Origin of the sequence: Mesorhizobium sp. LSHC412B00, assembly GCF_000503035.1 — a bacterium.
Taxonomy (GTDB): domain Bacteria; phylum Pseudomonadota; class Alphaproteobacteria; order Rhizobiales; family Rhizobiaceae; genus Mesorhizobium.
The window spans coordinates 52,257-77,088 of record NZ_AYWB01000013.1 but is presented as its reverse complement, the minus strand read 5'-3'; the positions used below and the strand labels follow the sequence as shown (position 1 = coordinate 77,088).

At 64.3% G+C, this 24,832-nt stretch carries 25 protein-coding genes; 15 read left to right on the top strand and 10 right to left on the bottom strand.

Annotated features, from left to right (window positions below):
* Positions 1-88: 88 nt before the first annotated feature.
* The 3 genes from X757_RS143455 to X757_RS143465 are packed head-to-tail and all read left to right on the top strand — an operon-like array spanning position 89 to position 3,242.
* Complete coding sequence (locus X757_RS143455) at positions 89-1,720, top strand: sugar ABC transporter ATP-binding protein (protein ID WP_373432849.1); 1,632 nt, start codon at positions 89-91, stop codon at positions 1,718-1,720.
* On the top strand, positions 1,717-2,733 hold the full coding sequence (locus tag X757_RS143460) for an ABC transporter permease (RefSeq protein WP_023727059.1): 1,017 nt from the start codon (positions 1,717-1,719) through the stop codon (positions 2,731-2,733). The genes X757_RS143455 and X757_RS143460 overlap by 4 nt, the downstream gene beginning before the upstream one ends.
* 11 nt (positions 2,734-2,744) lie before the next feature.
* Positions 2,745-3,242 carry a GNAT family N-acetyltransferase gene (locus X757_RS143465; protein ID WP_023703086.1) on the top strand — a complete coding sequence of 166 codons (498 nt, stop codon included), beginning with the start codon at positions 2,745-2,747 and terminating at the stop codon, positions 3,240-3,242.
* Positions 3,243-3,308: 66 nt separating this feature from the next.
* On the opposite strand, the gene X757_RS143470 is transcribed toward X757_RS143465, so the two are convergent.
* Both X757_RS143470 and X757_RS143475 read right to left on the bottom strand, forming a co-directional pair.
* Complete coding sequence (locus X757_RS143470; protein ID WP_031193476.1) at positions 3,309-3,542, bottom strand: hypothetical protein; 234 nt, start codon at positions 3,540-3,542, stop codon at positions 3,309-3,311.
* A gap of 145 nt (positions 3,543-3,687) precedes the next feature.
* On the bottom strand, positions 3,688-4,317 hold the full coding sequence (locus X757_RS143475; RefSeq protein ID WP_023703088.1) for a glutathione S-transferase family protein: 630 nt from the start codon (positions 4,315-4,317) through the stop codon (positions 3,688-3,690).
* Positions 4,318-4,527: 210 nt separating this feature from the next.
* On the opposite strand from X757_RS143475, the gene X757_RS143480 reads away from it, so the two are divergent.
* From X757_RS143480 to X757_RS143510, 7 genes are all read left to right on the top strand, one after another.
* The gene (locus X757_RS143480) at positions 4,528-5,514 is read left to right on the top strand and encodes a sugar kinase (protein WP_023699147.1); all 987 of its coding nucleotides are present in this window, start codon (positions 4,528-4,530) and stop codon (positions 5,512-5,514) included.
* Positions 5,511-6,788, top strand: coding sequence for a D-tagatose-bisphosphate aldolase, class II, non-catalytic subunit (locus X757_RS143485; protein ID WP_023673474.1), 1,278 nt, complete (start codon positions 5,511-5,513; stop codon positions 6,786-6,788). The genes X757_RS143480 and X757_RS143485 overlap by 4 nt, the downstream gene beginning before the upstream one ends.
* Before the next feature lie 52 nt (positions 6,789-6,840).
* Positions 6,841-7,431 carry a DUF922 domain-containing Zn-dependent protease gene (locus X757_RS143490; protein WP_023673473.1) on the top strand — a complete coding sequence of 197 codons (591 nt, stop codon included), beginning with the start codon at positions 6,841-6,843 and terminating at the stop codon, positions 7,429-7,431.
* Between the two features lie 194 nt (positions 7,432-7,625).
* On the top strand, positions 7,626-8,711 hold the full coding sequence (locus tag X757_RS143495) for an ABC transporter ATP-binding protein (protein WP_023673472.1): 1,086 nt from the start codon (positions 7,626-7,628) through the stop codon (positions 8,709-8,711).
* A 39-nt stretch (positions 8,712-8,750) separates the two neighbouring features.
* On the top strand, positions 8,751-10,076 hold the full coding sequence (locus tag X757_RS143500; RefSeq protein ID WP_023693796.1) for an ABC transporter substrate-binding protein: 1,326 nt from the start codon (positions 8,751-8,753) through the stop codon (positions 10,074-10,076).
* 141 nt (positions 10,077-10,217) lie between these two features.
* Positions 10,218-11,117: a carbohydrate ABC transporter permease gene (locus X757_RS143505; protein ID WP_373432851.1), complete on the top strand. Its 900-nt coding sequence runs from the start codon at positions 10,218-10,220 to the stop codon at positions 11,115-11,117.
* A 1-nt stretch (position 11,118) separates the two neighbouring features.
* Positions 11,119-12,021 carry a carbohydrate ABC transporter permease gene (locus X757_RS143510; protein ID WP_023673469.1) on the top strand — a complete coding sequence of 301 codons (903 nt, stop codon included), beginning with the start codon at positions 11,119-11,121 and terminating at the stop codon, positions 12,019-12,021.
* A 31-nt stretch (positions 12,022-12,052) separates the two neighbouring features.
* Here X757_RS143510 and X757_RS143515 read toward each other — a convergent pair whose 3' ends face one another.
* On the bottom strand, positions 12,053-12,757 hold the full coding sequence (locus X757_RS143515) for an SDR family oxidoreductase (protein ID WP_023673468.1): 705 nt from the start codon (positions 12,755-12,757) through the stop codon (positions 12,053-12,055).
* Between the two features lie 131 nt (positions 12,758-12,888).
* Here X757_RS143515 and gcvA point away from each other — a divergent pair, with 131 nt between their 5' ends.
* Positions 12,889-13,788, top strand: coding sequence for a transcriptional regulator GcvA (gene gcvA / locus X757_RS143520; protein WP_023727057.1), 900 nt, complete (start codon positions 12,889-12,891; stop codon positions 13,786-13,788).
* Positions 13,789-13,846: 58 nt separating this feature from the next.
* Here gcvA and X757_RS143525 read toward each other — a convergent pair whose 3' ends face one another.
* Positions 13,847-14,950, bottom strand: coding sequence for an NAD(P)/FAD-dependent oxidoreductase (locus X757_RS143525; RefSeq protein ID WP_023673466.1), 1,104 nt, complete (start codon positions 14,948-14,950; stop codon positions 13,847-13,849).
* 108 nt (positions 14,951-15,058) lie between these two features.
* Positions 15,059-15,475, bottom strand: a complete 417-nt coding sequence (locus X757_RS143530; RefSeq protein ID WP_023727056.1) for a helix-turn-helix domain-containing protein — start codon at positions 15,473-15,475, stop codon at positions 15,059-15,061.
* A gap of 137 nt (positions 15,476-15,612) precedes the next feature.
* Here X757_RS143530 and X757_RS143535 point away from each other — a divergent pair, with 137 nt between their 5' ends.
* On the top strand, positions 15,613-16,200 hold the full coding sequence (locus X757_RS143535; RefSeq protein ID WP_023727055.1) for a dihydrofolate reductase family protein: 588 nt from the start codon (positions 15,613-15,615) through the stop codon (positions 16,198-16,200).
* Between the two features lie 95 nt (positions 16,201-16,295).
* Here the strand turns inward: X757_RS143535 and X757_RS143540 are convergent, their stop codons facing one another.
* Entirely contained in the window at positions 16,296-16,799 is a 504-nt protein-coding gene (locus tag X757_RS143540; RefSeq protein ID WP_373432850.1) for a VOC family protein, read from the bottom strand.
* 244 nt (positions 16,800-17,043) lie between these two features.
* Between X757_RS143540 and X757_RS143545 the strand changes: the two genes are divergently transcribed.
* Entirely contained in the window at positions 17,044-18,252 is a 1,209-nt protein-coding gene (locus X757_RS143545) for an MFS transporter (protein ID WP_023708705.1), read from the top strand.
* A gap of 30 nt (positions 18,253-18,282) precedes the next feature.
* Here the strand turns inward: X757_RS143545 and X757_RS143550 are convergent, their stop codons facing one another.
* Positions 18,283-20,577, bottom strand: coding sequence for a cation:proton antiporter (locus X757_RS143550; protein WP_023727053.1), 2,295 nt, complete (start codon positions 20,575-20,577; stop codon positions 18,283-18,285).
* 238 nt (positions 20,578-20,815) lie between these two features.
* Here X757_RS143550 and X757_RS143555 point away from each other — a divergent pair, with 238 nt between their 5' ends.
* Complete coding sequence (locus tag X757_RS143555) at positions 20,816-21,547, top strand: DUF2270 domain-containing protein (RefSeq protein ID WP_023727052.1); 732 nt, start codon at positions 20,816-20,818, stop codon at positions 21,545-21,547.
* Positions 21,548-21,584: 37 nt separating this feature from the next.
* On the opposite strand, the gene X757_RS143560 is transcribed toward X757_RS143555, so the two are convergent.
* On the bottom strand, positions 21,585-21,929 hold the full coding sequence (locus X757_RS143560) for a PQ-loop domain-containing transporter (protein ID WP_023673886.1): 345 nt from the start codon (positions 21,927-21,929) through the stop codon (positions 21,585-21,587).
* Between the two features lie 284 nt (positions 21,930-22,213).
* Between X757_RS143560 and X757_RS143565 the strand changes: the two genes are divergently transcribed.
* Positions 22,214-22,519, top strand: a complete 306-nt coding sequence (locus X757_RS143565; protein ID WP_023689804.1) for a hypothetical protein — start codon at positions 22,214-22,216, stop codon at positions 22,517-22,519.
* 52 nt (positions 22,520-22,571) lie between these two features.
* On the opposite strand, the gene X757_RS143570 is transcribed toward X757_RS143565, so the two are convergent.
* The gene (locus X757_RS143570; protein WP_023730380.1) at positions 22,572-23,204 is read right to left on the bottom strand and encodes a glutaminyl-peptide cyclotransferase; all 633 of its coding nucleotides are present in this window, start codon (positions 23,202-23,204) and stop codon (positions 22,572-22,574) included.
* Between the two features lie 29 nt (positions 23,205-23,233).
* Positions 23,234-24,454: a hypothetical protein gene (locus X757_RS143575; protein ID WP_023727051.1), complete on the bottom strand. Its 1,221-nt coding sequence runs from the start codon at positions 24,452-24,454 to the stop codon at positions 23,234-23,236.
* Between the last annotated feature and the right edge of the window lie 378 nt (positions 24,455-24,832).

Sequence of the window (24,832 nt, the reverse complement as noted above, 5' to 3'; positions counted from 1 at the left end):
TTGGCCGTCACGTCTGCTTTCGCCAATCGCCAACGTTATAGAAATAGTGCTGCCGGCAAAACTGCTGATCTCCCCCCGTGTGGGGGAGATGTCCGGCAGGACAGAGGGGGGCGCTGTCCCGCTGCCTATCGCAATCCGGGAGCAATGCTTGTCCGCCGTTGAACCCACCGCATCATCGCCCCCGCTCCTTTCCGTCGAAGGCGTGACCAAGCATTTTTCCGGCGTCACCGCGCTCATCGACGTTTCGCTCGAGGTGCGGCCCAGTGAGATCCTTGGCCTGCTCGGCGAGAACGGCGCCGGCAAGTCGACGCTGTTGAAAATCCTGTCCGGCGTGATGCCGCCGTCAAGCGGCCGCATCGTCTTCGACGGCGCCGACTACGCGCCGTCCAGTCCGCAGGATGCGAAGCGGCATGGCATCGTCACCATCTATCAGGAACTGAGCCTGATCCCGACGCTGACGGTTGCGGAAAACATTTTCATCGGCCGCGCGCCGCTCGGGCCGCTCGGGCTGGTCAGCTGGCGCAGGATGGAGGACGCCTCGCGCGCGATCATCGCCCGCGTCGGTCTCGACATCGATCCGGCGACGCCGGTGTCCTCGCTGTCGGTAGCCGAACAGCAGCTGGTCGAAATCGCCCGCGCTCTGTCGCTGGAAAGCCGCCTGATCATCATGGACGAGCCGACCTCGGCGCTGACCGAGACCGAGGTGCAGAAACTGATGTCGATCATGGACAGGCTGCGCAAGGACGGTGTCGCCATCATGTTCGTCACCCACCGGCTGGAGGAAGCGTCCGCCATTTGCGACCGCATGACCGTGCTGCGGGATGGCAGGCTGGCCGGTCATCTCGACCGTGACGGCCAGCCGATCCAGGTCCCGAAGATCATCGAGAAGATGGTCGGCCGCGCCGCCTCCGAGCTCTACGCGCGGCCGACGCAGCGCGATGTCGCCGGCGAGGTCAGGCTCTCGGTGCGCGGGCTGCGGACCGTACGCGACCCGTTGGCGCCGCATGCCATCGTACTCGAAGGTGTCAACCTCGATCTGAAGGCCGGCGAAATCCTCGGCGTTGCCGGTCTCGTCGGTTCCGGCCGCACCGAGCTTGCCCGCGCCATTTTCGGCGCCGACCGCATCGCGGCCGGCACGATTGCGCTCGACGGCAAGCCGATCGCCCCGGCCTCCCCCGCCGACGCCATCAAACTCGGCATCGGGTTGGTGCCGGAAGACCGCAAGCACCAGGCGATTTTTGCAGCACTTGGCATTCTCAACAATTTCTCCATCGCCTCGCTCGGCCGCTACAGCAATGGGGCCGGCTTCATGGCCGAACGGCGCGAGCGCGAGGCGCTGGCCGGCTATCGCAAGGCACTGTCGATCCGCATGGCCTCGCCCGAGCAGGCGATCGAGGGCCTGTCCGGCGGCAATCAGCAAAAGGTGATCCTGGCCCGCTGGCTGGCGCGCGACCCGAAAGTACTTATCGTCGACGAGCCGACGCGCGGCGTCGATGTCGGCGCCAAGGCCGAAGTGCACCAGATCCTGGTGCAGCTTGCCGCACGCGGCATCGCCATCATGATGATCTCGTCGGAGCTGCCGGAGGTGCTGGCAGTGTCGGATCGCATCGTTACGATGCGGCGCGGCCGTATCACTGGCGAAATGCCGGGCATCGAAGCGACCGAGGAAAAACTGATGGAACTGATGGCGCTCGACCGCAAGCAGGACGCAACGCAATGACCAGCACCACCGAACAGACCCGGCGCAGCGGCATCAACATCGCGCGGCTTCTGATGAGTTTTGGGCCGCTGATGTTCCTGGCGGTGTTGATCGTCATCTTCACCGTGCTGAAGCCGAGCTTCATCGATCCAATCAACCTGTTCAACATTTTGAGGCAGATCTCGATCACCGGGCTGATCGCGCTTGGCATGACTTTCGTCATCCTCACTGCCGGCATCGACCTGTCGGTCGGCTCACTGCTCGCCTTCTGCGGCATGGTGGCCGCGGTGGTGGCCAAGGGCGGCACCGCCAACACGCTGTCGCTGTCGACCACGGGCACGCAAGGCTATGGCTGGTTCGCCGCCTTGCTTGCCGCCGTCATCGTCGGGGCGCTGGCCGGCGGCGTCCAGGGCTTTGCCATCACCCGGCTGAAAGTACCGCCCTTCGTCGTCACGCTGGGTGGGCTCACCGTGTTTCGCGGCCTGACGCTGACCATCTCCAATGGCGGACCGATCTCCGGTTTCGACGCCTCGATGCGCTGGTTCGGCACCGGGCTCATCGGACCGGTGCCGGTGCCGGCGATCATCTTCGCGGCGGCGGCCATCCTGTGCCACATCGTGCTGCGCTATACGCGCTATGGCCGCGCCGTCTATGCCGTCGGCGGCAATGCCGAGGCCGCACGCCTGTCGGGCCTGCGCGTCGACCGCATTCTGATCTCGGTCTATGTCATCGTCGGCTTCTTCGCCGGGCTGGCCGCCTTCGTTTTGTCAGCACGGCTCAACTCCTCCGAAGCCGTGGCCGGCATCGGCTACGAGCTTACGGTGATTTCGGCCGTGGTCATCGGCGGCACCTCGCTATTCGGCGGCATCGGCTCAGTCGGCGGCACGGTGGTGGGCGCAGCACTGATCGGCGTGCTGCAGAACGGGCTGCAGTTCAACAATGTCTCGTCCTACACACAAAGCATCGTCATCGGCCTGATCCTGATCCTCGCCGTGGCCTTCGATCGTTGGCTGAAGTCGCGGGTGAGGCGGTGAGGATTTAGGCCATGGTTCAGATCAGGGCGATGACCGAGAAAGATATAGCGGCGGTGTCGCGGCTGTTGGGGGAATCCTGGCGGCGCACCTATTCGGCGATTATGGGGCCAGAGACCACTGCGCGGCTCTCGGACGACAAGCATGCGCCCGAGCGGCTGGCCGAGGAACTTGCGGACGACAACAAGATGTCGTTCGTGGCCGAACGGCCGGACGGTTCGATCGCCGGCTACGCGATGGCGGCGATGGACGATCGTGGCGATGTCCTGCTCGACCGGCTGCACATCGACAAGACAGAGTTCGGCAGCGGGCTCGCCACCGACCTGCTGCACGCGGTGCTTGTCGCGCATGCCGGCATCCCCAGCATTGCGCTGGAAGTGATCGAGGGCAACGACCGGGCGATCGCCTTCTATCGCAAGCACGGTTTCGAAGTGGTCGAGCGCCGCACGGCCGCGCACGGCGTTGGCGGCCACGCCTCGCTGATCATGCGCCGGCTGCTGTCGAGGGCGTAAGGGGAGGGAATAGGCCGTAGGGAATAGGGAATAAGGTGGCGCAGACCGATACCCTACGCCTACAGCCTACTGCGCCGCCGCTTGCCGGCCGTCCTCGTCGTCCGGCATATCGAGAATTTCGATCAGCCGCGCCACCTTCGTTCCCGGCAAGGGGCGGCCCTCGTTGACCAGCGCCTCGTCGGCACCGAGCCAGGCGAACGCCTCGCGCAGTTCTTGAAGGGTGGCGCCGGTCAGCGCGATGTCGGCTATGACCGCCTCGTCTACCGGCCCCAACACCGAAATGATGTCGTCGCGTGTCATGGTCACCTCCATGCTAAGTGCCGGCAGGTCGTCGAGTTGACGCCGGGATCCGGCCATCCAGTCAACGGATTGCGAGCGAAAGCCGCCGACAAAGCAGAATCTGGGTCTTCTTTTCGACTAAGCAAGGTGAACGCGCCTTTTGCCTTCAAGCAGCCGAATGCCGATCGATGCTGTAGAGATGCACGGGATAGCCGGGACCGATGGCGTCGCGTACCCGGCCCGTCCAGGCACGAACCGCCGGATAAGCCGCCAGCGCAAAGCCGCAATCTTCGGCACGGTGGCCGTAGGCATAGACAGCAATGTCGGCGATGGTGAGCATGTCGCCGACAAGGAACGGCGTGTCGTTCAGGCTGCGCTCCAGCGCTGCCAGCGTGCGGGCGCCGGCTTCGCGCTTGGCCGGAAGCGTCGCCTGGTTGCGCTCCAGCCTTCCGGCCAGCGTCCAGAAGCGCAGGGAGCCGATGACCGGCTCGACATGGTACTGTTCGAAGAACAGCCATTGCATAACTTTCGCGCTGACATAGCGATCCGCCGGCAGCAAGGGCGTGCCTTCGGCGAGATAAATGAGGATCGCATTCGATTCGGCGATAGCACGGCCATCCTCGAGTTCGAGCACAGGAACGGCGCCGGCCGGGTTGAGCTTCAGGAAGGCGTCGGTGTGGCTCTCGCCCTCGAAAATCGACACCAGGCGGCTTTCATAGGGAATGTTGAGCAGGCCGAGCACGACCCTCGCCTTCCAACCGTTTTGCGACGGCAAATAATCATGAAGCGTGAGCATGGCTGTCCTTTCGCTGCGGTCGACGCCTGATTTGCACGGTGCCACGATACCAGCCACCCGAATCCTGCAATGTGTACGCGCGGAAACAGATAAACTATACGCATGTAGAGTTTTATTGACTTCGCTGTATGTGCGATTTACCCGATAAACACTTGCGTCGGATAACTGCGCGGGCAAGCAATCAGTTTGCGTGTGAGAGGAATCGCAAGCATGAGCCTTTCGCGCCGAAGCGAGATCGCCGCCGAGGCCGTGGGGCCAACGATTGTCGCCGGCGAAATCCTGGTCGAGATCATGGCGACGGAACGGGGTTTCGGCTTCCTCGAGCCGCAATCGCTTGTCGGGCCATTCCCCAGCGGTGCGCCGGCGATCTTCATCGATCAGGTCGCCCGGCTGGGAGGCGGCGCCGGCATTATCGGCTGCGTCGGCCGCGACGATTTCGGCACGCTCAACCTGGACAGGCTGGAGCGCGACGGCGTCGACGTCTCAGCCGTCGATATCAGCGACCGCTTCCCGACGGGATGCGCCTTCGTGCGCTACCGGCCCGATGGTATCAGGGACTTCGTCTACAACATCGCCGAATCCGCCGCCGGGCAGATACACCTGACCACTGCTGCGCGCCTGCTGGCGGACAGGGCCGGCCATCTGCATATCATGGGATCGACGCTGTCGGTGGCAGGGCTGAAGGAGATCGTCAGCTACGCAGTGCAGGCGGTTCGTGCCCGCGGCGGCTCGACCTCATTCGACCCGAATGTGCGCAAGGAGCTGATCGACGGCTCCGACGGCGCACTGTTTTCCGCACTCATCGACGATGCCGACCTGCTGCTGCCGTCCGGCGACGAATTGCTCGCTACGGCGGGCGTCGATGACGAGCACCGGGCGGTGGCGGCGCTGTTTGCCAGGGGCGTCGGCGAGATCGTGCTGAAGCGCGGTGCTGACGGCTCTTCCTGGTTCGGCGCCGACGGCGCCAGGATCGACTGCGCCGGTTTTCAGGTCGAGGAAGTCGACCCCACGGGCGCCGGCGATTGTTTCGGCGCCACCTACCTGACCTGCCGCCGCCAGGGGATGGAGCCCGGCAAGGCGCTGCTTTATGCCAATGCCGCCGGCGCCCGCAACGTCACCCGGCGCGGCCCGATGGAGGGCGTCACCAGCTTCGACGGACTCGATCAATTCATCAAGGGAACAGCGAGACGGACATGAGCGCCAACCCGCTTGCAGGCCTCGCCAGCGCGCGCAAAAACGGCTCGCCCTACGGCATCACCTCGATCTGCTCCGCGCATCCGCTGGTGATCCAGACGGCGATCAGGCGCGCCGTTGCCGACAGGGAGAAAAACCTGCTGATTGAGGCAACCTGCAATCAGGTCAACCAGTTCGGCGGCTATACCGGAATGACCCCGGCGCTGTTCGTCGCCTTCGTGCTGGAGATCGCCTGCCGCGAGGGGCTGGAAGCCTCGCGTATCATCTTCGGCGGCGACCATCTGGGACCGAACCCGTGGCGCGCAGAGCCGGCGGCGCAGGCGATGGACAAGGCCGAGGCCATGGTCGGCGCCTATATCGCGGCCGGCTTCACCAAGATCCATCTCGACGCATCGATGGGCTGCGCCGGCGAGCCGGCGGCGCTTGACGACGAGACCATCGCCACCCGGGCGGCGCGGCTGGCAAAGGCGGCCGAAACGGGCGCGCACGCCGCAGGCAGCACCTTGCCGGTCTACATCATCGGCACCGAAGTTCCCGCCCCCGGCGGCGTCGACCATGCGATCAGCGAGTTGAAGCCGACCGAGGCGGCGGCGGCGCGGCGCACGATCGAGGTTCACCGGGAGATCTTTGCCCGCGAAGGCCTGACCGAGGCGTTCGGCCGCGTCATGGCCGTGGTGGTGCAGCCGGGCATGGAATTCGGCAGCCAAAATGTCGTCGCCTACGCGCCCGAAAAATCCAAGGGCCTGACCGGCTTGCTCGATGAGCAGCCGTCGCTCGTCTACGAGGCGCATTCGACCGACTACCAGACCCGTGCGGCTTTGACCGCGCTGGTCGCAAACGGCTTTCCTATCCTCAAGGTCGGCCCCGGCCTGACCTTCGTCTTGCGCGAGGCGCTTTACGGGCTCGACCTGATCGCCTCCGAAATGGCCAGGGACTATGGCGACCGGTCGCTCGCCCGGACCATGGAAAGCGCGATGCTGGCAGCCCCCGGCCATTGGCACAGCCACTATCATGGCAATGAAGCAGAGCTCTATGTGCAGCGGCATTACAGCTACAGCGACCGCATCCGCTATTATTGGAGCAACCCCACCGCTGTCGCGGCCGTCGAGCGCCTGCGCAAGGCGCTGGACGACGTTGCCATTCCCGAAACGCTGATGCGGCAATTCCTGCCGGCGCTGCCGGCCGAACTCGGGCCGGCGGGCAATCCCGAGGCTATCCTTCTCGAAGCTGTCGATCAGGTGCTGGCCGACTATGACGCGGCCTGCCGTGGGACCTGAGTGCATTGCGCCGGGTTGATCTTTGCCTCAGCCCAGTGTCTCTGACGTTTCCATGAAACCAGCCATGTTCTTTCTCCTGTTCGCGGCCTCCCTGCTGGCGTCGCCGGCACGCGCCGACTGGAAGCCGGTCGAAAAGGTCGAGACCTACGCCATCGCAGGGCGGACCGGCCCGGAACTCTATGCCGCGATCGGCGAAGCCGGCCCCTTGCTCGGCAAGGGTCGGGTCATTGCGCACACCAATTTCAAGCTGACCTGGACCAGGGACTACAGGCCGCAAGGCGACGCCTGCGTGCTCAAATCGGCGCGCCCGAAACTGATCATCACCTACACCTTGCCGAAGCCGGCCGAACCGTTGCCGGCTTCCGTCCAGAAGAACTGGACGGTGTTCATCGCCGGGCTCGCCGCCCACGAGAGAGTGCATGGCGCAGCCATCGCCGAGATGGTGCGCAAGATCGAGGCGGTGAGCGTCGGCCTGACCGTTACTGATGACCCCGCCTGCAGCAAGATCAGAACCGAGCTGACGAGGCAACTCGCCCAGATCTCGCTGGCTCAGCGGCAGGCGAGCCGCGACTTCGACCGGGTCGAATTCGGCCCCGGCGGAAACCTGCAGAAGCTGGTGCTGGCTTTTGTGAATGGGGGGTAGTTTGCCGGCGAACCGGTCATTGCGCCGGTGTTCCGAATGACAAGAGCACCGGCCGCATGGCCGCTTTACAGGCAGGCTTGGTAGCGCTACCGTCTGATCGTCACGCGACCTGTTGGGGGAATGGGAGACGGTCGCGAGGCGGGAGAGGAGCGGTTTCCTTCGGGGCGTCGCAAGAAGCATTCGGGAGGAGATCGATGGCGTCTGTCGCGATCGGCGATGTTTACAAATCGTTCGGGACCGTCGAGGTCCTGCATGGCGTCAGTGTGGATATCGACGACGGCGAATTCGTCACGCTGGTCGGCCCGTCGGGTTGCGGAAAATCGACCCTTCTCAGGATGATCGCCGGCCTGGAAAAGATTTCTCGGGGCGAGATCGCGATCGGGGATCGGGTCGTCAACAACGTTGCGCCGAAAGAGCGCGACGTTGCCATGGTGTTCCAGAACTACGCGCTCTACCCGCACATGACGGTCGCCGAGAACATGGCGTTCTCGCTCATGCTCAAAGGTGTTTCGAAGGCCGATTGCGCTACCAGCATTCAGCGCGCCGCCGAAATCCTCGGGCTGGTGCCATTGCTGACGCGATATCCGCGCCAGCTTTCCGGCGGCCAGCGCCAGCGCGTCGCCATGGGCCGGGCGATCGTGCGCGATCCACAGGTTTTCCTGTTCGACGAACCGCTCTCCAATCTCGACGCCAAGCTCAGGGTGCAGATGCGCGCCGAGATCAAGGAACTGCACCAGCGGCTCAAGACGACCACAGTCTATGTCACCCACGACCAGATCGAGGCCATGACCATGGCCGACAAGATCGTCGTCATGCATGACGGCATCGTCGAACAGATCGGACCGCCGCTGGAGCTCTACGACAGGCCAAACAATCTCTTCGTCGCCAGTTTCATCGGCTCGCCCGCCATGAACCTGATCAAGGGCGAGATCGTCACCGACGGGTCTCCGTCCTTTCGCGGCGCCGGGGGAATTTCCGTGCCGCTGGCCGGCGCGCCGGCCGTTGGCAACGGTCATCCGGTGGTGCTGGGAATACGGCCCGAGCATTTGCGGCTATCGTCAGACCAAGGCATTCCAGTCACCGTCGCGGTGGTCGAGCCGACCGGGTCGGAAGTGCAGATCATCGGCCGCACCGCCGGCGGCGACGAGATCGTCGCCAATTTCCGCGAACGCCATGCCTTAACACCGGGCGAATCCATACGGCTCTCTGCCGCGCCTGGCCTGATTCATCTCTTTGACGGCAAGACCGGAACACGATTTGAAACGCGTAACGGATGGTAAGGACCGCATAGCAAGGAAGATAAACCGGAGGAGACGACCATGAAATTCACGAGACGCGATGTAATCCGCACGACCGCAGGTGCCGCGGCGGGAGCTCTGGGAAGCCGGTTCGTCGGCTCGCCGGCTTTTGCCCAGGAGGGCTTGAAATACAAGCCCGAGGAAGGCGCAAAGCTGCGGCTGCTGCGCTGGTCGCCCTTCGTCAAGGGCGATGAGGATCAATGGCTGGCCAACACCAAGCGCTTCACCGAGGCGACAGGTGTCGAGGTTCGTGTCGACAAGGAAAGCTGGGAGGACATTCGCCCCAAGGCAGCGGTCGCGGCCAATGTCGGTTCCGGCCCGGACCTGATGTTCGTCTGGTTCGACGACCCGCATCAATATCCCGACAAGCTGCACGACGTGACCGAGCTCGGCGAGTATCTGGGCTCGAAATATGGCGGATGGCACGACGGACCGAAGCAATATGCGACGCGGGACGGCAAGTTCGTCGGCCTGCCGCTGGCCACGATCGGCAATGCCATCGTCTATCGCGAAAGCTGGGTGAAGGAGGCCGGCTTCTCCGAATTTCCGAAGGACACGGCAGGCTTCCTCGAGCTTTGCAAGGCGTTGCAGGCGAAAGGACATCCGGCCGGCTTCACGCACGGCCACGGCGTCGGCGACGGCAACAATTACGCGCACTGGCTGCTGTGGAGCCATGGCGGCCAGATGGTCGACGAGAGCGGCAAGGTGGCGATCAACAGCCCCGAGACGCTAAAGGCGATCGGATACGCGCAGGAACTCTACAAGACCTTCATTCCCGGGACCGAAAGCTGGCTCGACGTCAATAACAACCGCGCCTTCCTGGCCGGCGAACTCGGCGTCATCGCCAACGGCATTTCCGCCTACAATACGGCCAAGATCAACAAGGACAACGATCCGAAGCTGGCTGAGATCGCCAAGGACATCCGCACCACCAACCTGCCGATCGGTCCCGTCGGGAAATCGGTCGAACTGTTCCAGGTGACCACCGCCGTCATCTTCAACTACACGCCCTACCCCAATGCGGCCAAGGCCTATCTGCAGTTCATGTTCGAGGATCCGCAGATGACCGACTGGATCACCTCCTCGGCGGGCTATTGCTGCCAGACGCTGAAGGCCTTCGACAACAATCCAGTGTGGACGGCCGACCCGAACAATGCCGCCTATGCCAAGGCCTCGGCGACGCTGCGCCCCAACGGCTATGCCGGGCCGCTCGGCTATGCCTCGGCGGCGACCATGGCCGACTATGTCCTGGTCGACATGTTCGCCAAGGCGGTGACCGGCCAGGCGACGCCGCAGGAGGCGATGGAGGAGGCGGAGAAGCGCGCCAACCGCTACTACCGCGTTTGATCACGGCACCGCCGGGCAGCGTCTAGTGCGCTGCCCGGCCCGTCGCACAATCCCATGGCGGCCGTTGACGCCGTGACCTGATTCCCCGATGAGGAGCCCTCCATGGCCGTGCCGTCCGTTGCCGCCCAGCCGCGTCCGTCGATGCTTTCGCGGATCTCCGAAAGCCGCAACGCGCTGGGCTTCGGCTTCATGCTGCCGGCGGCGGCGCTGCTGCTGGTCTTCCTGACCTATCCGCTCGGGCTGGGCGTCTGGCTCGGTTTCACCGATGCCCGGATCGGCCGCCCCGGCATCTTCATCGGCGTCGAGAATTATCAGTACCTTTGGAATGACAACGTCTTCTGGCTCTCCGTCTTCAACACGCTGCTCTACACGGTCAGCGCCTCGATCCTGAAGTTCGTGCTCGGCCTGTGGCTGGCGCTCATCCTCAATGAAAACCTGCCGTTCAAATCGTTCTTCCGCGCGATAGTCCTGCTGCCCTGGGTGGTGCCCACTGTACTGTCAGCCATCGCCTTCTGGTGGATCTACGATTCGCAGTTCTCCATCCTGTCCTGGGCGCTGCAGCAAATGGGCCTGATCGACCACCGCATCAATTTCCTCGGCGATCCGGAGAATGCGCGCGCTTCGGTTATCGCCGCCAACGTCTGGCGCGGCATTCCTTTCGTCGCCATCACGCTGCTCGCCGGCCTGCAGACCATTCCGCAGTCGCTCTACGAGGCGGCCACGCTCGACGGCGCCAGTCGCTGGCAGTTGTTTCGTTATGTGACTCTGCCGCTGCTGACGCCGATCATCGCCATCACCATGACCTTCTCGGTGCTGTTCACTTTCACCGATTTCCAGCTGATCTACGTGCTGACCCGGGGCGGACCGGTGAATGCCACGCATCTGATGGCGACATTGTCTTTCCAGCGCGGCATTTCCGGCGGCCAGCTTGGCGAGGGCGCGGCCATCGCGGTGGCCATGATCCCGTTCCTGCTGGCGGCGATCCTGTTCAGCTATTTCGGCCTGCAACGCCGCAAATGGCAACAAGGCGGCGGAGACTGACATGGTCAAGACGGCCGCGACAAGGAAGGCGAAACGTGGGGATATCGACGAAGGCGGCATGGGCTACCTGCAGAGCCTGCCGCGTCGCGTGGTGACGGTCTATCTGCCGCTGCTGGTGTTCGTCTTCGTGCTTTTGTTTCCGTTTTACTGGATGACGATCACGGCGGTTAAACCCAATCTCGAAATGACCGACTATGCGCAGTTCAATCCGTTCTGGGTGGTGCATCCGACATTGGAGCACATCCGCTATCTCCTGTTCGAGACCTCCTATCCGGGCTGGCTGCTCAACACGATCATCATCTCGACCGCCGCTACGTTCCTGTCGCTGCTGGCGTCGGTGTTCGCCGCCTATGCGATCGAGCGGTTGCGCTTTTCCGGGGCGCGGCAGGTCGGCCTCGGCATCTTCCTCGCCTATCTGGTGCCGCCCTCGATCCTGTTCATTCCGCTGTCGGTGATGGTGTTCAACCTCGGGCTCTACGACACGCCCTTCGCGCTCATCCTTACCTATCCGACCTTCCTGGTGCCGTTCTGCACGTGGCTGTTGATGGGCTACTTCCGCTCCATCCCGTTCGAACTGGAAGAATGCGCGCTGATAGACGGAGCGAGCCGGTGGCAGATCCTCACCAAGATCGTGCTGCCGCTGTCGGTGCCGGGCCTGATCTCCGCCGGCATATTCGCCTTCACCCTGTCATGGAACGAGTTCATCTATGCGCTGACATTCATCCAGTCCTCGGAAAACAAGACCGTGCCGGTGGGTGTGCTGACCGAGTTGGTGCGCTCCGACGTCTACGAATGGGGGGCGCTGATGGCGGGAGCGCTGATCGGCTCGCTGCCGGTGGTGGTGCTCTATTCGTTCTTCGTCGAGCACTATGTCTCGTCGATGACCGGCGCGGTGAAGGAGTGACGCGCCGGCTCACGCAAGGCGACCGGCGCGGTCAGATCGCGCCGATGATGCCGCCGTCGACGCGGATGTTCTGGCCGGTGATGTAGCCCGCACCTTCGGAAGCGAGGAAGGCGATGGTCGCGGCGATCTCCTCCGACGTGCCGTAGCGCTGCATCGGCACGCTGTCGCGGCGCTCCTCGGTGGCCGGCAGGCTGTCGATCCAGCCGGGCAGCACATTGTTCATGCGCACATTGTCGGCGGCGTAGGTGTTGGCGAAGATCTTGGTGTAGGCGGCAAGCCCGGCGCGGAACACGGCGGATGTCGGGAACATCGGGCTCGGCTCGACCACCCAGGCGGTCGAGATGTTGATGATGGCGCCAGCCCTCTGCTTGACCATCTGCGGCGCCACGATGCGCACCGGCCGGATGACGTTCATCAGATAGACGTCGAGACCGGTGTGCCACTGCTCGTCGGTGATTTCGAGGATCGGCGCGCGTGGCCCGTGGCCACCGCTGTTGACCAGCACGTCGATGCGGCCAAAGCGCTCGAGCGTCAGATCCGCGAGCCGCTGCAGATCGTCATTCGACTGGTTGGAGCCGGTGACGCCGAGGCCGCCAAGCTCCTTGGCCAGAGCCTCGCCCTTGCCGGAGGACGACAGGATCGCGACCTTGAACCCGTCCGCCGCCAGCCGCTTGGCCGCCGCCGCACCCATGCCGCTGCCGCCCGCGACGACGACTGCTACTTTTTCTACACTCATCTCGATTTTCCTTCGTGCGGGTTGGCGGGACTCTAAAATCCATGTTTCCGAGGTTCGACCAGTGCTATAAACGGTTTTGCCATCTGGTTCGAACCAGAAAGCCTGAAATCAAGCTGTAGAAAAACTCCTGCATGCCTGAAGCCTTCCTGAGCCTGCCGCCGTTGAATGCGCTGCGTGCCTTCGAAGCCGCCGCGCGTCACCTCAACTTCCGTATCGCCGCGCAGGAGCTGAACGTGACTCAAGGGGCGGTGGCGCAGCATATACGCGGGCTGGAAGCGGATCTCGGCGCAAAGCTGTTCGACCGGCTGCCGCGCGGCCTGGCGCTCACCGACGAGGGCCGCGCCTATATGCCGAACATCCGCCGCGCCTTCGAGCTGATCTCGGAGGCCACCTTGCTGCTGCGGCCCGAACCGGCGCGGCTGACGATCAGCGTCACGCCGAGCTTTGCCACCAAATGGCTGATCCCGAAACTGCCGGAGTTCGTCGCGCACAACCCGCTCGTCGATCTGCGAATCCTGGCCAGCGAAAACCTGTCGAGTTTTCAGGCCGACGGCGTCGACATTGCGGTCAGGCAAGGCCGCCTGCCCTTCGGCGCCGGCCTGATGGTGGATCTTTTGTTCCCACAGCAGATCGTCGCCATCTGCAGCCCTGCCCTGCTGCCTACCGAGGCGAACGAGATCGCGACGGCCGATATCCAGCATCATGTCCTGTTGCACGACGCGCACAATCTGTGGCCGGAATTCATGGAGAGAGCGCTCGGCCTGAGGATGGCCACCGGGGCCAAACGCATGCGCTTCAACCAGACAGGCCTAGCCATCGACGCCGCCATTGCCGGCCAGGGCATCGCACTGGCCAGCCGTTTCCTCGTCGCTGCCGACATTGCCGCCGGCCGGCTGGTGCAGCCGATCAACGCGGAGATGCGTGGGACGCACGATTTCTATGTCGTGATGCCGCGCAAGCAACGGCACCCAGAACCGACGCAAGCCGTGCGGCAATGGCTGCTGGATGAGGGCGATGCGGCGCGGCTGTGATAGATAGCCGATCTCCCCGCAAGGCGGGAGATCCGCAGCTTGGCCGACGCCGCCCCTTTCAGCCTCGCCGAGCAATGTCGGCCGCCACTGCCTTCGCCTCGCGTCCAATTTCCCTGAGCAGACCGGTGACCGGATTGTAGAAGCCGACGAGGTAGAGGCCGAGTTGCGAGGCGCGGGCGTTGACGCCACTGCGCTCCGGCTGCAATTCCACGGGCAGAAACTTTTCGTAGCCCGGGCGATAGCCGGTGGCGAGGATGACGGCGTCGAAATTTTCCAGCCTGCCGTCGGTGAACGCAGCGCCGCGCTCGGTGAAGCCCGCTATGTCGGGTGCGATCTTGATGGCGCCTTTGGTGATGGCGTCGACCGTGCCGACGTCGATGACCGGGATGCGGCCGACTTCGTCGATCTGTTGCAGGATGCCCTGCTTCGGCCTGACGATGCCGTATCTCTCGAGCTTGCCCAGCGCGAAATCGAGGATGATCGGAAACATCCACTCGTTCAGCGCCTGCGGCATTGGCCGGCTGGCGATGCCGACCATCTGGATCGGCACGCCAAACAGCTGGCGCGGCACGATGTGGACGCCCTTGCGCACCGAAATGGTCGGACGCGCGCCACTTTCCGCCAAGTCGAGCGCGATCTCGGCGCCGGTGTTGCCCATGCCGACGATCAGCACCGAGCGGCCAGCAAAGGGCGCCGCTTGCGTATAGTCGGCGCTGTGCAGCACCTCGCCCTTGAAAGCCTCGATGGCAGGGAGCCGGGGGACGATCGGCTCGGCATTGTTACCGCTGGCGATGACGACATGGCGCGCCTTCAGGTTGTCCGAACCTGTCTCGACCAGAAAACCGCTGTCGGTACGGCGAATGGCTTTCACCGTTATGCCGAAGCGCGGGCGCAGATCGAATTTTTCCGCATAGTCGTCGAGGTAACGGACCACCAGTTCGCGCGGCACGTAGCGCGGATAATTTTTGGGAAAGGGCAGGAACGGCAGCGACGAGAACGACTTGACCGTATGCAGATGCAGTCGCCGATAGTGCCGCCGCCAGGCGGGCGCGATCTCCTGCGATCTTTCGAGCAGGATGAAATCCACTCCTGCCCGCTTCAGGCAGGCACCGACCGCAAGGCCGGCAGGCCCGGCGCCGACAATAACGACAGTGGTGTCCAAGCGATTCTCCTCCCGCCGGGTTGGCAGAGGTTATGTGCAGAGGCGCAGGCGGGACAAGTCACCCGTTGCGCAGCATCCCGGCCGCGAAGGGAGGGCTGGCGTTGCTCCCTAGCCGATATGCTCGGCGCGCAGCTTCTTCTTTATCTGCTCCAGGCCCGCCTCGCCGCCCCCCGCCAGTTCGTCGGCGATCCTTGCCAGCTCGTCATCGGCGTTGCGGTACTTGCTGCCCCAGGCGCCGAGCGTCGCCAGCACCGGCAACAGGTCGATGCCCGCCTCCGTCAGCTTGTAGATCGCCTTGAGCTTGTGCGTGGGGTCGTCGCTTCTGGTGACAATGCCCTCATCCTGCAAGGTCTGCAGCCGCTCGGCCAGCGTGCGCGACGAGATGCCTTCGCCTGATAGCAGAAACTCCCGGAAGTGCCTTTTTCCCGCGAAAATCATGTCGCGGATGATCAGCAGCGTCCAGCGGTCACCGAGCAATTCGAGCGACAGGCTGATGGGGCAGCCGGATCTTTCCCTGGTCGACATTCTCAATGCTTCCATTTCTAAATCACTTTACTATTGACATCATTTTTCTCTCGTGTCAATGGTTCCGAAAGTAAAGCAATCACCAACGCCGCCTGACCTGGCGCTGGTGACACCAGAGCTCAATCAGGAGAACAACGATGAGAAAACTGATCCTGCAGATGCAGATGTCGGTCGACGGTTTTGTCGGCGCGGCCGGCGATGAGCACTGGCAGCTCTGGGAATGGGGCGCCAACTGCCCGTGGGACGACGACTTGAAGCAGGATTTCAACGCGGTGTTCGCCGGCATCGATACCATTCTGCTCAGCCGCAAGATGGCCGAAGAAGGCTATCTAACCCATTGGGGCAATGCGGCAAAAAACTATCCGCACGATCCCTTCTACGCCTTTGCGCAGCGCATCGTCGAGGCGCGCAAGGTGGTGCTGAGCGACAAGCTCGCGGCATCGCGGTGGGAGCGCACGACGCTTGCCAGCGGCGACCTGCCGCGCGAGGTCAAGGCGCTGAAAGCTGAAGGTGAAGGCGACATGGCGGTATTCGGCGGCGCCGGCTTTGCCTCGGCGCTGATTGCAGCGGGACTGGTCGATGAGTTCCAGCTGTTCATCAATCCGGCCGCGCTGGGCGACGGCGAGCGGATTTTCGACTGTGGCGGCTTCCTGAAATTGCGCCTGCTCGGCTCTAAAGCCTATGCCTGCGGAATGGTGGTGAACCGCTACGCGCCGGCAATGTGAAGTAGTTCAGCGATTGAATCCGTGGACCGCTTCAACTCTTTGTTTTTACGAGAACTCCGGACGGATCACCGCAACCCGCTCCTCGTGAACCTGCGCTAGAAATTGATCTCGACCGAAGCGGCACTTCGCTTTGCCGGCCCGTGAAACACCGCCTCGATGTTGTTGCCGTCGGGGTCGAGCAGGAAGGCGGCGTAGTAGCCGGAGTGGTAGGGCCGCTCACCCGGCGCGCCATTGTCGGCGCCGCCGGCATCGAGGCCGGCCTTGTAGAACGCATCGACCATGGCGTTATCCCTGGCCTGGAAGGCCAGATGATGGCGCCCGGTCAGTTGTCCCCTCGCCGCCCGGCTGTCGAGGCTTGAGATGAACAGTTCGTCGGCCCAGAAATAGTCCTCGGCCTCGCCGCCGATCGGAATGCCGAGCACCTTGAAGACGGCTTCATAGAAGCGCCGGCTCGCCTTGAGGTCCCTGACCACCAGCTGGACGTGGTCNCCGAGCACCTTGAAGACGGCTTCATAGAAGCGCCGGCTCGCCTTGAGGTCCCTGACCACCAGCTGGACGTGGTCGATGAGGCGGCCGCGATGCAGTTCCATGAGCGATATCTCCCGTCGCGAGACCACAAAGCTAGTGCCGCGGAGCGGCTCGTCAATTCGGCAGTCTATTTGTCGGCGCGCTTGGCAGCCTTACACCTGCTTTTGTCATATCCGGATGGACTTCCACGCAGACCGGATAAAAAATGCAACCGGATTGTCGGATTCGAAATCCCGCCAACGTCCTTCGGACGCAAGCGGCGCAACGGAGCTGGAGCGAGTGGCGCCGCATCGAAACCGATCTCGGGAGAAGAGCATGAACAGTTCCTACCGTTGGGTGATCGTCGCGTGCGGCGCGCTGATGACCTGTGTGGCGCTCGGCGCGATGTTTTCGCTGGCGATCTTTCTCGAGCCGATGGCGCTCGACACCAACTGGTCGCGAACCGGCATTTCCAGCGCCATGACGCTGAATTTCTTGGTGATGGGCGCAGGCGGTTTCGCCTGGGGCGCCATCTATGACCGTGTCGGCGCCCGCCCGGTGGTTTTTGCCGGCGCGGTGCTGCTCGGCCTGTCGCTGGTGGTGGCGAGCCGAGCCCAATCGCTGCTAGTCTTCCAGCTGAGCTATGGCGTCATCGTCGGGCTGGCGGCCAGCGCCTTCTTCGCGCCGATGATCGCGCTGACCACCGCCTGGTTCGAGACCCATCGCAGCCTGGCCGTGTCGCTGGTCTCGGCCGGCATGGGCGTGGCGCCGATGACCATTTCGCCCTTCGCACGCTGGCTGATCACGGCCTATGACTGGCGTACCGCCATGTTCGACATCGGCATCATGGCCTGGGTGCTGTTGCTGCCGGCCGTCTTCCTGGTGCGCCAGCCGTCGGCGGCGGTCGCGGCAGCGGATGGCAGCGCGCCCGCGCCTGCCGCGGCCCCCGGCATGTCAGTCGGCCAGGCGTTGCGCTCGCCGCAATTCCTGGTGCTGGGCATGACCTTCTTCGCCTGTTGCGCGGCGCATTCGGGGCCGATCTTCCACATGGTGAGCTATGCAATGTCGTGCGGCGTGGCGCCGATGGCAGCCGTGTCGATCTACAGCGTCGAGGGCCTTGCCGGCCTTGGCGGGCGCGTGCTCTACGGCGTGCTCGGCGACAGGCTGGGCGCCAAGCCGGTGCTGATCGTGGGCCTCGCCATCCAGGCGGTGGTGATCGCCGCCTATCTCGCCGTCGGCAATCTCGAGCAGTTCTATCTCCTGGCGATCATCTTCGGCGCCACCTATGGCGGCGTCATGCCGCTCTATGCGGTTCTGGCGCGCGACTATTTCGGGCCGCGCATCATCGGCACGATACTTGGCGCCGCGACCCTGTTGTCCAGCCTCGGCATGTCGTTCGGCCCGCTCGCCGGCGGCATGATCTTCGACGCCTATGCCAGCTATTCCTGGCTGTTCATCGGCTCGGCGCTGATCGGCCTCGGTGCTGCCGGCATCGCCATCGCCTTCCCGCCGCAGCCCGGCCGAGAGAGGCTGCAGGCGGCATGAGCGAAATTTCCCCTCGAGGGGAAATACTCATCACCCTGTCCCCGTTCCCGAGCGCAGCTCTTCCCTGCCCTCGTCGTCGCGGCTGAGCCTGGCGTTCGAGATCAGCACCACCGGGCATTGGCAGCGCTGCAGCACGCCGGTGGTCGTCTCGCCGAAGAAGAGTTCCTCGCCAGGGCGCCGCGCCACGCCCATGACGATCAGCGCCGCCCCCCTGCCGGCCTGGCGGGCAATGGCATCGGCGGCGGCGGCCCGGCTGCGGATGGCCGTCTCGATCTCGACGCCATAGCGGTCGGCTAGTGCGACGGTATCCTTCAGCACCGCCTCCCTGCGGCGATGCGAGACAGTGTCGCGCGGTTCGTCGCGGCCGACGCGCGCGACATAAAGTATCTTGACCCGCGCACCCGTGACCGCTGCAATCGCCAGTGCCATTTCGGCACCCCGGCGGGCGATCGCGGTGCCGTTGACCGGAACCAGAATCTTCCCGCCTTCAGGTCCTAGCCTTGGCATCTGGCGGCCGGCGCCGGTCGCCTTCAGCACCAGGCATAGCGGGCCCTCGAAGGCGCCGGCGATCTCGTTGATGCGGCGGGCAAACCCACCTTTCGACGTGACCGCGCGGCCGAGCCCGATCAGCAGCAGCCCATAGCCTTTGCGCGCCTCCTTGGCAACCGTTTCGGCCGAAAGCTCGGCCTCGTGGCGCCGCGTGACAGGCGCCGCGCGGGCCAGCTCCTCGTCCGAACTCCTGGCGGCCTCGCGGCTGTCCTCGGCACCCTTTTCGATCGGCTCGAGCTTCGCATCCGTGCCGGGCTCGGCCTCCTCCCCCTCGCCTCGGGCATGCAGCACCGTCGTCGGCCTGCCGGCGCCCACGACTCCGGCGAGGTAAGCAGCAAAGCGGCCGACAACGCCCTCATCGGTCACCACCAGCAGTCGTTCCAGATTGGCGATGAAGCCGCGTTGGTCGATCTCCTCGCGCTCCAGACGCTTCTTCTCGTTCTCGCCCATCGGCAAGCGGCCGAGTGCCCAACGCAAGGTCGGCGGCATGGCGAGCGTGGTGATGACGGCCATGGTCACGATCATGGTGAAAAGATTGTGCGACAGAACGCCGATCGACAGGCCAATCGAGGCGACGATGACTTCGGTCGAGCCGCGCGCGTTCATGCCGCAACCGACGGCGATGCCTTCCTTGCGGCTCATGCCGGCAAGCTCGGCGCCGATGAAGGCGCCGGCGAATTTGCCGAAGCTGGCGATCAGCACCAAAGCGGCCGTGAGTAGCGCAAGCTCGTGGTCGACAAGCACGGTGAGATCCGCCGAAAGACCGGCGACGCCGAAGAAAACCGGCATGAACAGCGCCATGATGACGCCGCGCAATTGCCCTTCGATATGACGCGACAGGATCGGCGATTCCCCAACCAGTATGCCGGCGACGAAGGCGCCGAGCACGGTGTGGACGCCGATCAGATCGGTGATCAGCGCCATTGCGCCCATGATGGCGAGAATGACGGTGACGACGGCGTATTCGCTGCGGAACGTATCGTTGGTCCAGCGGATGGCGTCGAAGACGATGCGGCGGCCAATCGTGAAGGAAAACCCCATGAAGGCGGCGACGCCGACAATGGTGAAGGCAAGGCTGCCGAGCTCGATGCGCCCCTTGGTGGCGATGCCGATGGTGATGGCGATGATCACCCAGCCGATCGTGTCCTCGATGATGGCCGACGAGACGATGGTCTGACCGAGATCGCGGCGCATGAAGTTCATCTCGCGCACCACCATGGCGACGATCTTGACCGAGGAGATCGACAGCGCCGTGCCGAGGAAGAGACCGGCGACAATGCGCTCGGTTCCGTCGGCCAGCAGCGAGGCCGGCATGAACTGCGCGGCGGTGAAGCCGAGCGCGAAAGGCACGGCGACGCCCGCGGCGGAGATGGAAAAGCACGCACGGCCGACCCTGCGCACCAGCCGCAGATCCGTCTCCATCCCGGTGAGCAACAGAAGCATCAACACGCCGAGCTGGGCGATGGCGCTGATCATGCTCTTTTGGGTGGCGTCGCCTGAAAAGATCACGCGTTCTGCTTCCGGCAATAGCCAGCCGAGCAGCGATGGCCCGAGCAGGATGCCGCCGATGAGCTGACCCATCACCGCCGGCTGGCCGAGACGCTCCAGCAACTCGCCGATGCCGCGGCCGACGAGAAGCAGAAGGAGGATTTCGAGAACGAAAATGCCCTCGCTGGACATGCCGGTCTTTTCGGCTGCCAACGATGCGGCCGGCATGAATGCCAAAGCTGCCGCGGCAAGCGCGACCGACCGGCGCCGGTTGACCACGAAGGACATGCACCCCCTCATTGTGCCCGGTATAACGTTTGCGGGCGAGATCGGTTGCACGCCACGCTCCCTTGGCGCGCCGCAGGTTCCTCCTTACCTGAATCGCATAACGGGCCTATCTGACTGCGGATAAACCGCCGAGACCCGGGCCGGCGACGGAACATTTTCAACCGATTGCGCGTTGCGCAGATGGGGATGACCGGCGTCGTTTCGGCCGGCCATGGCGTTGGGAGGCGCGTGGCAAGGGATGTCCCAGGTCAAGACCGTGAAAACCGACGAAGCGGCTGCAGCGCCGCGGGCCTCTGATGCGTTCGCGCTGAAGCTCACCTCATCGGAATTCGTGGCCACCATGTCGCATTTCCACCGCGCCGAAATCGCCCGCATGGCCGGCTGGCGCGACCGGCTGGACCGTACCAGCAACTGGGCGATTACTGTCGTCGCCGCCATGCTCTCAGTCTCACTCTCGACGCCCAGCGCCCATCACGGGGTGCTGCTCTTTGCCATGCTGCTGACCACGCTGCTGCTATGGATCGAGGCGCGGCGCTATCGTTTCTTCGATGTCTACCGGGCCAGGGTGCGCCAGTTCGAGCGCTATTATTTCGCGCAGATCTTCTCGCCGCAGCCCGACTACGCCTCCAACTGGCTGGCCATCGTCGGCGAAGGCCTGCGTTCGCCGCGCTTCCTGATCTCGCAACGCGCGGCGTTGGTGCGCCGGCTGCGCCGCAACTACATTTTCATGTACACGATCCTGATGCTGGCGTGGGTGCTGAAGATCACGACGCCCAGTCTGCAGCGCGAAGGGTCGCCGATAGGCTTGGGCGCGTCATTTCTCGACGCCGCGCGCGTGGCGCAGCTCGGCCCGGTTCCAGGCATCTATGTCGTGTGCATGGTCGGGCTGTTCTATGTCGGCCTACTCGCAGCCGCTTCCCTCATCTCAAGCGACGAGGGCGAGCTTTCGCATGGCACCGTGCATGTCTGAGAGCGGCCTCGAAAAGCGCAATCTGCCGCGGTGATCTTCAGCAGACATTGTCGACCATCAGAGCGGTCGCTTCCGACCGGCTTGCGGCTTCCTCAACCGGAAGCCGTGCGCGATGGCGCTTGTAGGCGGTGAGCGCGATGACCAGCACGCAGCATACGGCGTTCAGCCAGTTGATCGCCGCCAGCGCGGGATCGTTCAGATTGATGTGGGCGTAGAGTCCCGTCGTGGCGTTGGCGCCTGTCCACAACAGCCAGGTCGCGTAGGAAATCGCCGACGCCCCGTGCCTGTCCCGGGCCACCCGCACGATCTGCGGCAGGTAGGACACCACCCGCAAGCCATTGAAAATAGTGAAAAGATAAAAAGACAGATCAGCAAGTGTCATCCGAAACCCCTGTCATGGCCGGACGTCCCATAGCGTTCCTTGCAGTGGCGGCATGTGAGCCCGTTCACATGCCGGTTTCGATTTTCCTGTTGCGGCCCGGCATCCGGATTCTTTCGCCATGGGGGCGTTCGCCGTGAGCCAGCCCGACGAGGTCGACATGAACCAGATCTTGTTTCGGCCGACGGCGCGGGAGTGCTAAACAGATCTCGTGCTTGGGCAAAGTTCGGGTTGACCGCTGCCAAGCGCGCGGCGACTATCCTTGCAACGTGCAGGAGGACATGAGAATGGACGAACCCGATCGCTGGCGGCACATGGCGAGCGCCCCCAAGGACGGCAGCCGCATCCTGGTCACGGTCAGGCCATCGGAACAGGGGCCGGCCGAGGTCGACCTCGCTTACTGGTCGCGCGCCGACCAGTTCGGCACGGAGGGCTGGCGCTCTTCCGATTCGTCGCCAGGACGGGTGATCGAATACCCCGAACCGGAGTTGAAATGCTGGATGCCGCTGCCGACGGCCAATCTGAGCCGGGCTTCAATGCCAAGTCCGTGGCAAGGCGAAGACGTCCCGCTGCTCGACGGCTCCGGGATATGATCTCGGCGGGATGACCGTAGGAAATACGCTGCCGGCCCAATACTTGACGGCCTTACTTCGGCCGACGCACCGATCGCACCATGCCGCCGGGGCCGCTGCCGCAAAAGAAGCGGTCGCCGCCGTCGGATTCGAGCCCGGAAACGCCCACCCCCGCCGGCATGTCGAGCCGTTCCAGCACCTTGCCAGTTTGCGGATCGACGCGCCGGACATCGCTCTGGTCGCCTTCCCAGGTGCCGTGCCAGAGCTCGCCATCGACCCAGGTCACTCCGGTGACGAAGCGGTTTGAGTCGATGGTGCGCAGGATTTTCCCGGTCTCGGGATCGATCTGGTGGATCTTGCGCTCCCGGTTCTGCCCCACCCAGAGCGTGCCCTCGGCCCAGGTCATGCCGGAATCGCGGCCGCCGCCGGGCGCCGGGATGGTGGAGAGCACCTTGCCGGTATCGGGGTCGATCTTCTGGATGCGGTCCCCGGCGAGCTGGAACAGATGCCGGCCGTCATAGGCGGTGCCGGCATGGGCCGCGACATCGATCGAGCGCAGCGTCTCGCCGCTTGCCGGATCGAAGGCGGTCAGCCGCTCGCCCGTCGCAAACCAGACATTCTGTCCGTCGAAGCTCACGCCGTGCACGGTGTCGACATCAGGAAAGGGCCCGTATTCGCGCAGGATTTCCGCTGCTGAATGTTTCATGTCCTGGTCCTCGATCATGGTCACCTTTCCTAGCCGTTCGGCAGCGGCGACGGGAGTAACAAGGTGGTCGTGAAACCAGCGACCGGTGGCGTCATCCAGCGCCGCGCCCGGCCGTGGCCGAAGGACTGCACTTTGCCGGTCTCGGCCAACTGCTCGAGCGCCCGCTGTACGCTGCGCTGTCCGGCGCCCAGCGCCAGCGCCAACGCCGAGCTGGCCCAGGATTCACCATCGGCCAGGAAGGCCAGCACCGCGGCGTGCCGCTCCTCGATCGGCCGCGCCAGCACCGCCACGGAGCCTGCTTCGCGCGGCTTTAGCGCAAAGCCCTGGCTGGTCGCGCCGATGCCCGCCAGCGGCCGCAATTCGGCGCGCAGCCGGCCGATCTCGACCCGCAGCCTGGCGCGATGCGATTCATCGGCATGCCGGCCGCCAAAGGCGCGGGCAATCAGCGTCGCCCTCGGCACATCCGCCGGCCAGGCTTCGGCAAGCGCGCGCGCCAGCGCAAACAGCACCGGCCGCGTTGCCAGCGAGATCGTTGCTTCCTGCTTGTGCACGATATAGCGGAACGTATCGACGACCAGCGCGCGTGACGCCTGCAGCGCCTCGACCTCTTCGAGCAACAGCGGATGCTCCTCGCCGCCTGCGATCAGCCGCGCCGCCGGCGTCTCCAGCGCCAGGAAGGCGCTGTCGACCTCCGCCATGAGACCCGGATTGCCGGCCCGGCGGGCGGCATGGCGCGCCCACTCAAGGGCTGCGCGCGCGGCCTTCGTCTTCAGGCGCCGCATGGCGATGCCGGCAACCGCGAGTTCATGCGCGGCGCGTGAGGCCGGCGGAAGCGGCGACGGATCGAGCCCAGCCAGCACGTCTTCAGCTTCGTCGAGGCGGCCGATCAGCAGCAGGCGGCGCACTTTGAGATGCCCGGCATGCGCCGCGTTCAGCCGGTCGCCATGCTTTTCCAATGTCGACCGCGCCGCGTCGAGCGCCTTGGACGGCCAGCCGAGATCACGCGAAACAAGCGCGATCTCGGCTTCGGCGACAACGCACCTGGCGCGCGCCACCGCCTCCTTTGGACCGAAGGCACGGCCGGCCCTACGCAACAGTACTTTGGCGCGATGGAAATCGCCGAGCTGCGCCATGGCAATGCCGCGCAACGCCAGCGCCGGGGCATCCTCGCGCAAGGCGACGCGGTCGAGTGCCGCCAGCGGGTTGCCCGCCGCCAGCGCCAGCCCTGCCGCGGTGATCAGCGAGTCCATGCAAATCCCGTCACATTTGTAACTCCCACCGCTCCCCTTACCGGCCCTAACTTAAGTCACCACCGCCAAGCAGCAAGCCGCGGACGGCGACCTAGCCATCTGGACTGGTTGAAGACGCCCAGGCCTGCGTTGACGGCAATATTCGCATTCGCTAGCCTGAGCATCTCAGACAGTCGCGTTAAGCTTCTCAATAAGGAAAAACCGACCATGCCTGCTTCCGAGGACTTCGAGAACACCGTGCGGCCTCGCCACCCCTGCTGCGGTGGCCCGCCTGCAAATGCCGTCACATTTGTAACTCCGCCCTCGCCGCCTCGCGGCCCTAGCCTGCCTCACGATCAACAGGCAACGACAAGCCACAACGGCTCAACAACTGGCAAA

Excerpts from the sequence above, each read along its gene's own strand:
- X757_RS143455 (WP_373432849.1), top strand. The coding sequence starts at position 89 with ATGTCCGGCAGGACAGAGGGGGGCGCTGTCCCGCTGCCTATCGCAATC.
- X757_RS143460 (WP_023727059.1), top strand. The coding sequence starts at position 1,717 with ATGACCAGCACCACCGAACAGACCCGGCGCAGCGGCATCAACATCGCG.
- X757_RS143465 (WP_023703086.1), top strand. The coding sequence starts at position 2,745 with ATGGTTCAGATCAGGGCGATGACCGAGAAAGATATAGCGGCGGTGTCG.
- X757_RS143470 (WP_031193476.1), bottom strand. The coding sequence starts at position 3,542 with ATGACACGCGACGACATCATTTCGGTGTTGGGGCCGGTAGACGAGGCG.
- X757_RS143475 (WP_023703088.1), bottom strand. The coding sequence starts at position 4,317 with ATGCTCACGCTTCATGATTATTTGCCGTCGCAAAACGGTTGGAAGGCG.
- X757_RS143480 (WP_023699147.1), top strand. The coding sequence starts at position 4,528 with ATGAGCCTTTCGCGCCGAAGCGAGATCGCCGCCGAGGCCGTGGGGCCA.
- X757_RS143485 (WP_023673474.1), top strand. The coding sequence starts at position 5,511 with ATGAGCGCCAACCCGCTTGCAGGCCTCGCCAGCGCGCGCAAAAACGGC.
- X757_RS143490 (WP_023673473.1), top strand. The coding sequence starts at position 6,841 with ATGAAACCAGCCATGTTCTTTCTCCTGTTCGCGGCCTCCCTGCTGGCG.
- X757_RS143495 (WP_023673472.1), top strand. The coding sequence starts at position 7,626 with ATGGCGTCTGTCGCGATCGGCGATGTTTACAAATCGTTCGGGACCGTC.
- X757_RS143500 (WP_023693796.1), top strand. The coding sequence starts at position 8,751 with ATGAAATTCACGAGACGCGATGTAATCCGCACGACCGCAGGTGCCGCG.
- X757_RS143505 (WP_373432851.1), top strand. The coding sequence starts at position 10,218 with ATGCTTTCGCGGATCTCCGAAAGCCGCAACGCGCTGGGCTTCGGCTTC.
- X757_RS143510 (WP_023673469.1), top strand. The coding sequence starts at position 11,119 with ATGGTCAAGACGGCCGCGACAAGGAAGGCGAAACGTGGGGATATCGAC.
- X757_RS143515 (WP_023673468.1), bottom strand. The coding sequence starts at position 12,757 with ATGAGTGTAGAAAAAGTAGCAGTCGTCGTCGCGGGCGGCAGCGGCATG.
- gcvA (WP_023727057.1), top strand. The coding sequence starts at position 12,889 with ATGCCTGAAGCCTTCCTGAGCCTGCCGCCGTTGAATGCGCTGCGTGCC.
- X757_RS143530 (WP_023727056.1), bottom strand. The coding sequence starts at position 15,475 with ATGTCGACCAGGGAAAGATCCGGCTGCCCCATCAGCCTGTCGCTCGAA.
- X757_RS143535 (WP_023727055.1), top strand. The coding sequence starts at position 15,613 with ATGAGAAAACTGATCCTGCAGATGCAGATGTCGGTCGACGGTTTTGTC.
- X757_RS143545 (WP_023708705.1), top strand. The coding sequence starts at position 17,044 with ATGAACAGTTCCTACCGTTGGGTGATCGTCGCGTGCGGCGCGCTGATG.
- X757_RS143550 (WP_023727053.1), bottom strand. The coding sequence starts at position 20,577 with ATGTCCTTCGTGGTCAACCGGCGCCGGTCGGTCGCGCTTGCCGCGGCA.
- X757_RS143555 (WP_023727052.1), top strand. The coding sequence starts at position 20,816 with ATGTCCCAGGTCAAGACCGTGAAAACCGACGAAGCGGCTGCAGCGCCG.
- X757_RS143560 (WP_023673886.1), bottom strand. The coding sequence starts at position 21,929 with ATGACACTTGCTGATCTGTCTTTTTATCTTTTCACTATTTTCAATGGC.
- X757_RS143565 (WP_023689804.1), top strand. The coding sequence starts at position 22,214 with ATGGACGAACCCGATCGCTGGCGGCACATGGCGAGCGCCCCCAAGGAC.
- X757_RS143570 (WP_023730380.1), bottom strand. The coding sequence starts at position 23,204 with ATGAAACATTCAGCAGCGGAAATCCTGCGCGAATACGGGCCCTTTCCT.
- X757_RS143575 (WP_023727051.1), bottom strand. The coding sequence starts at position 24,454 with ATGGACTCGCTGATCACCGCGGCAGGGCTGGCGCTGGCGGCGGGCAAC.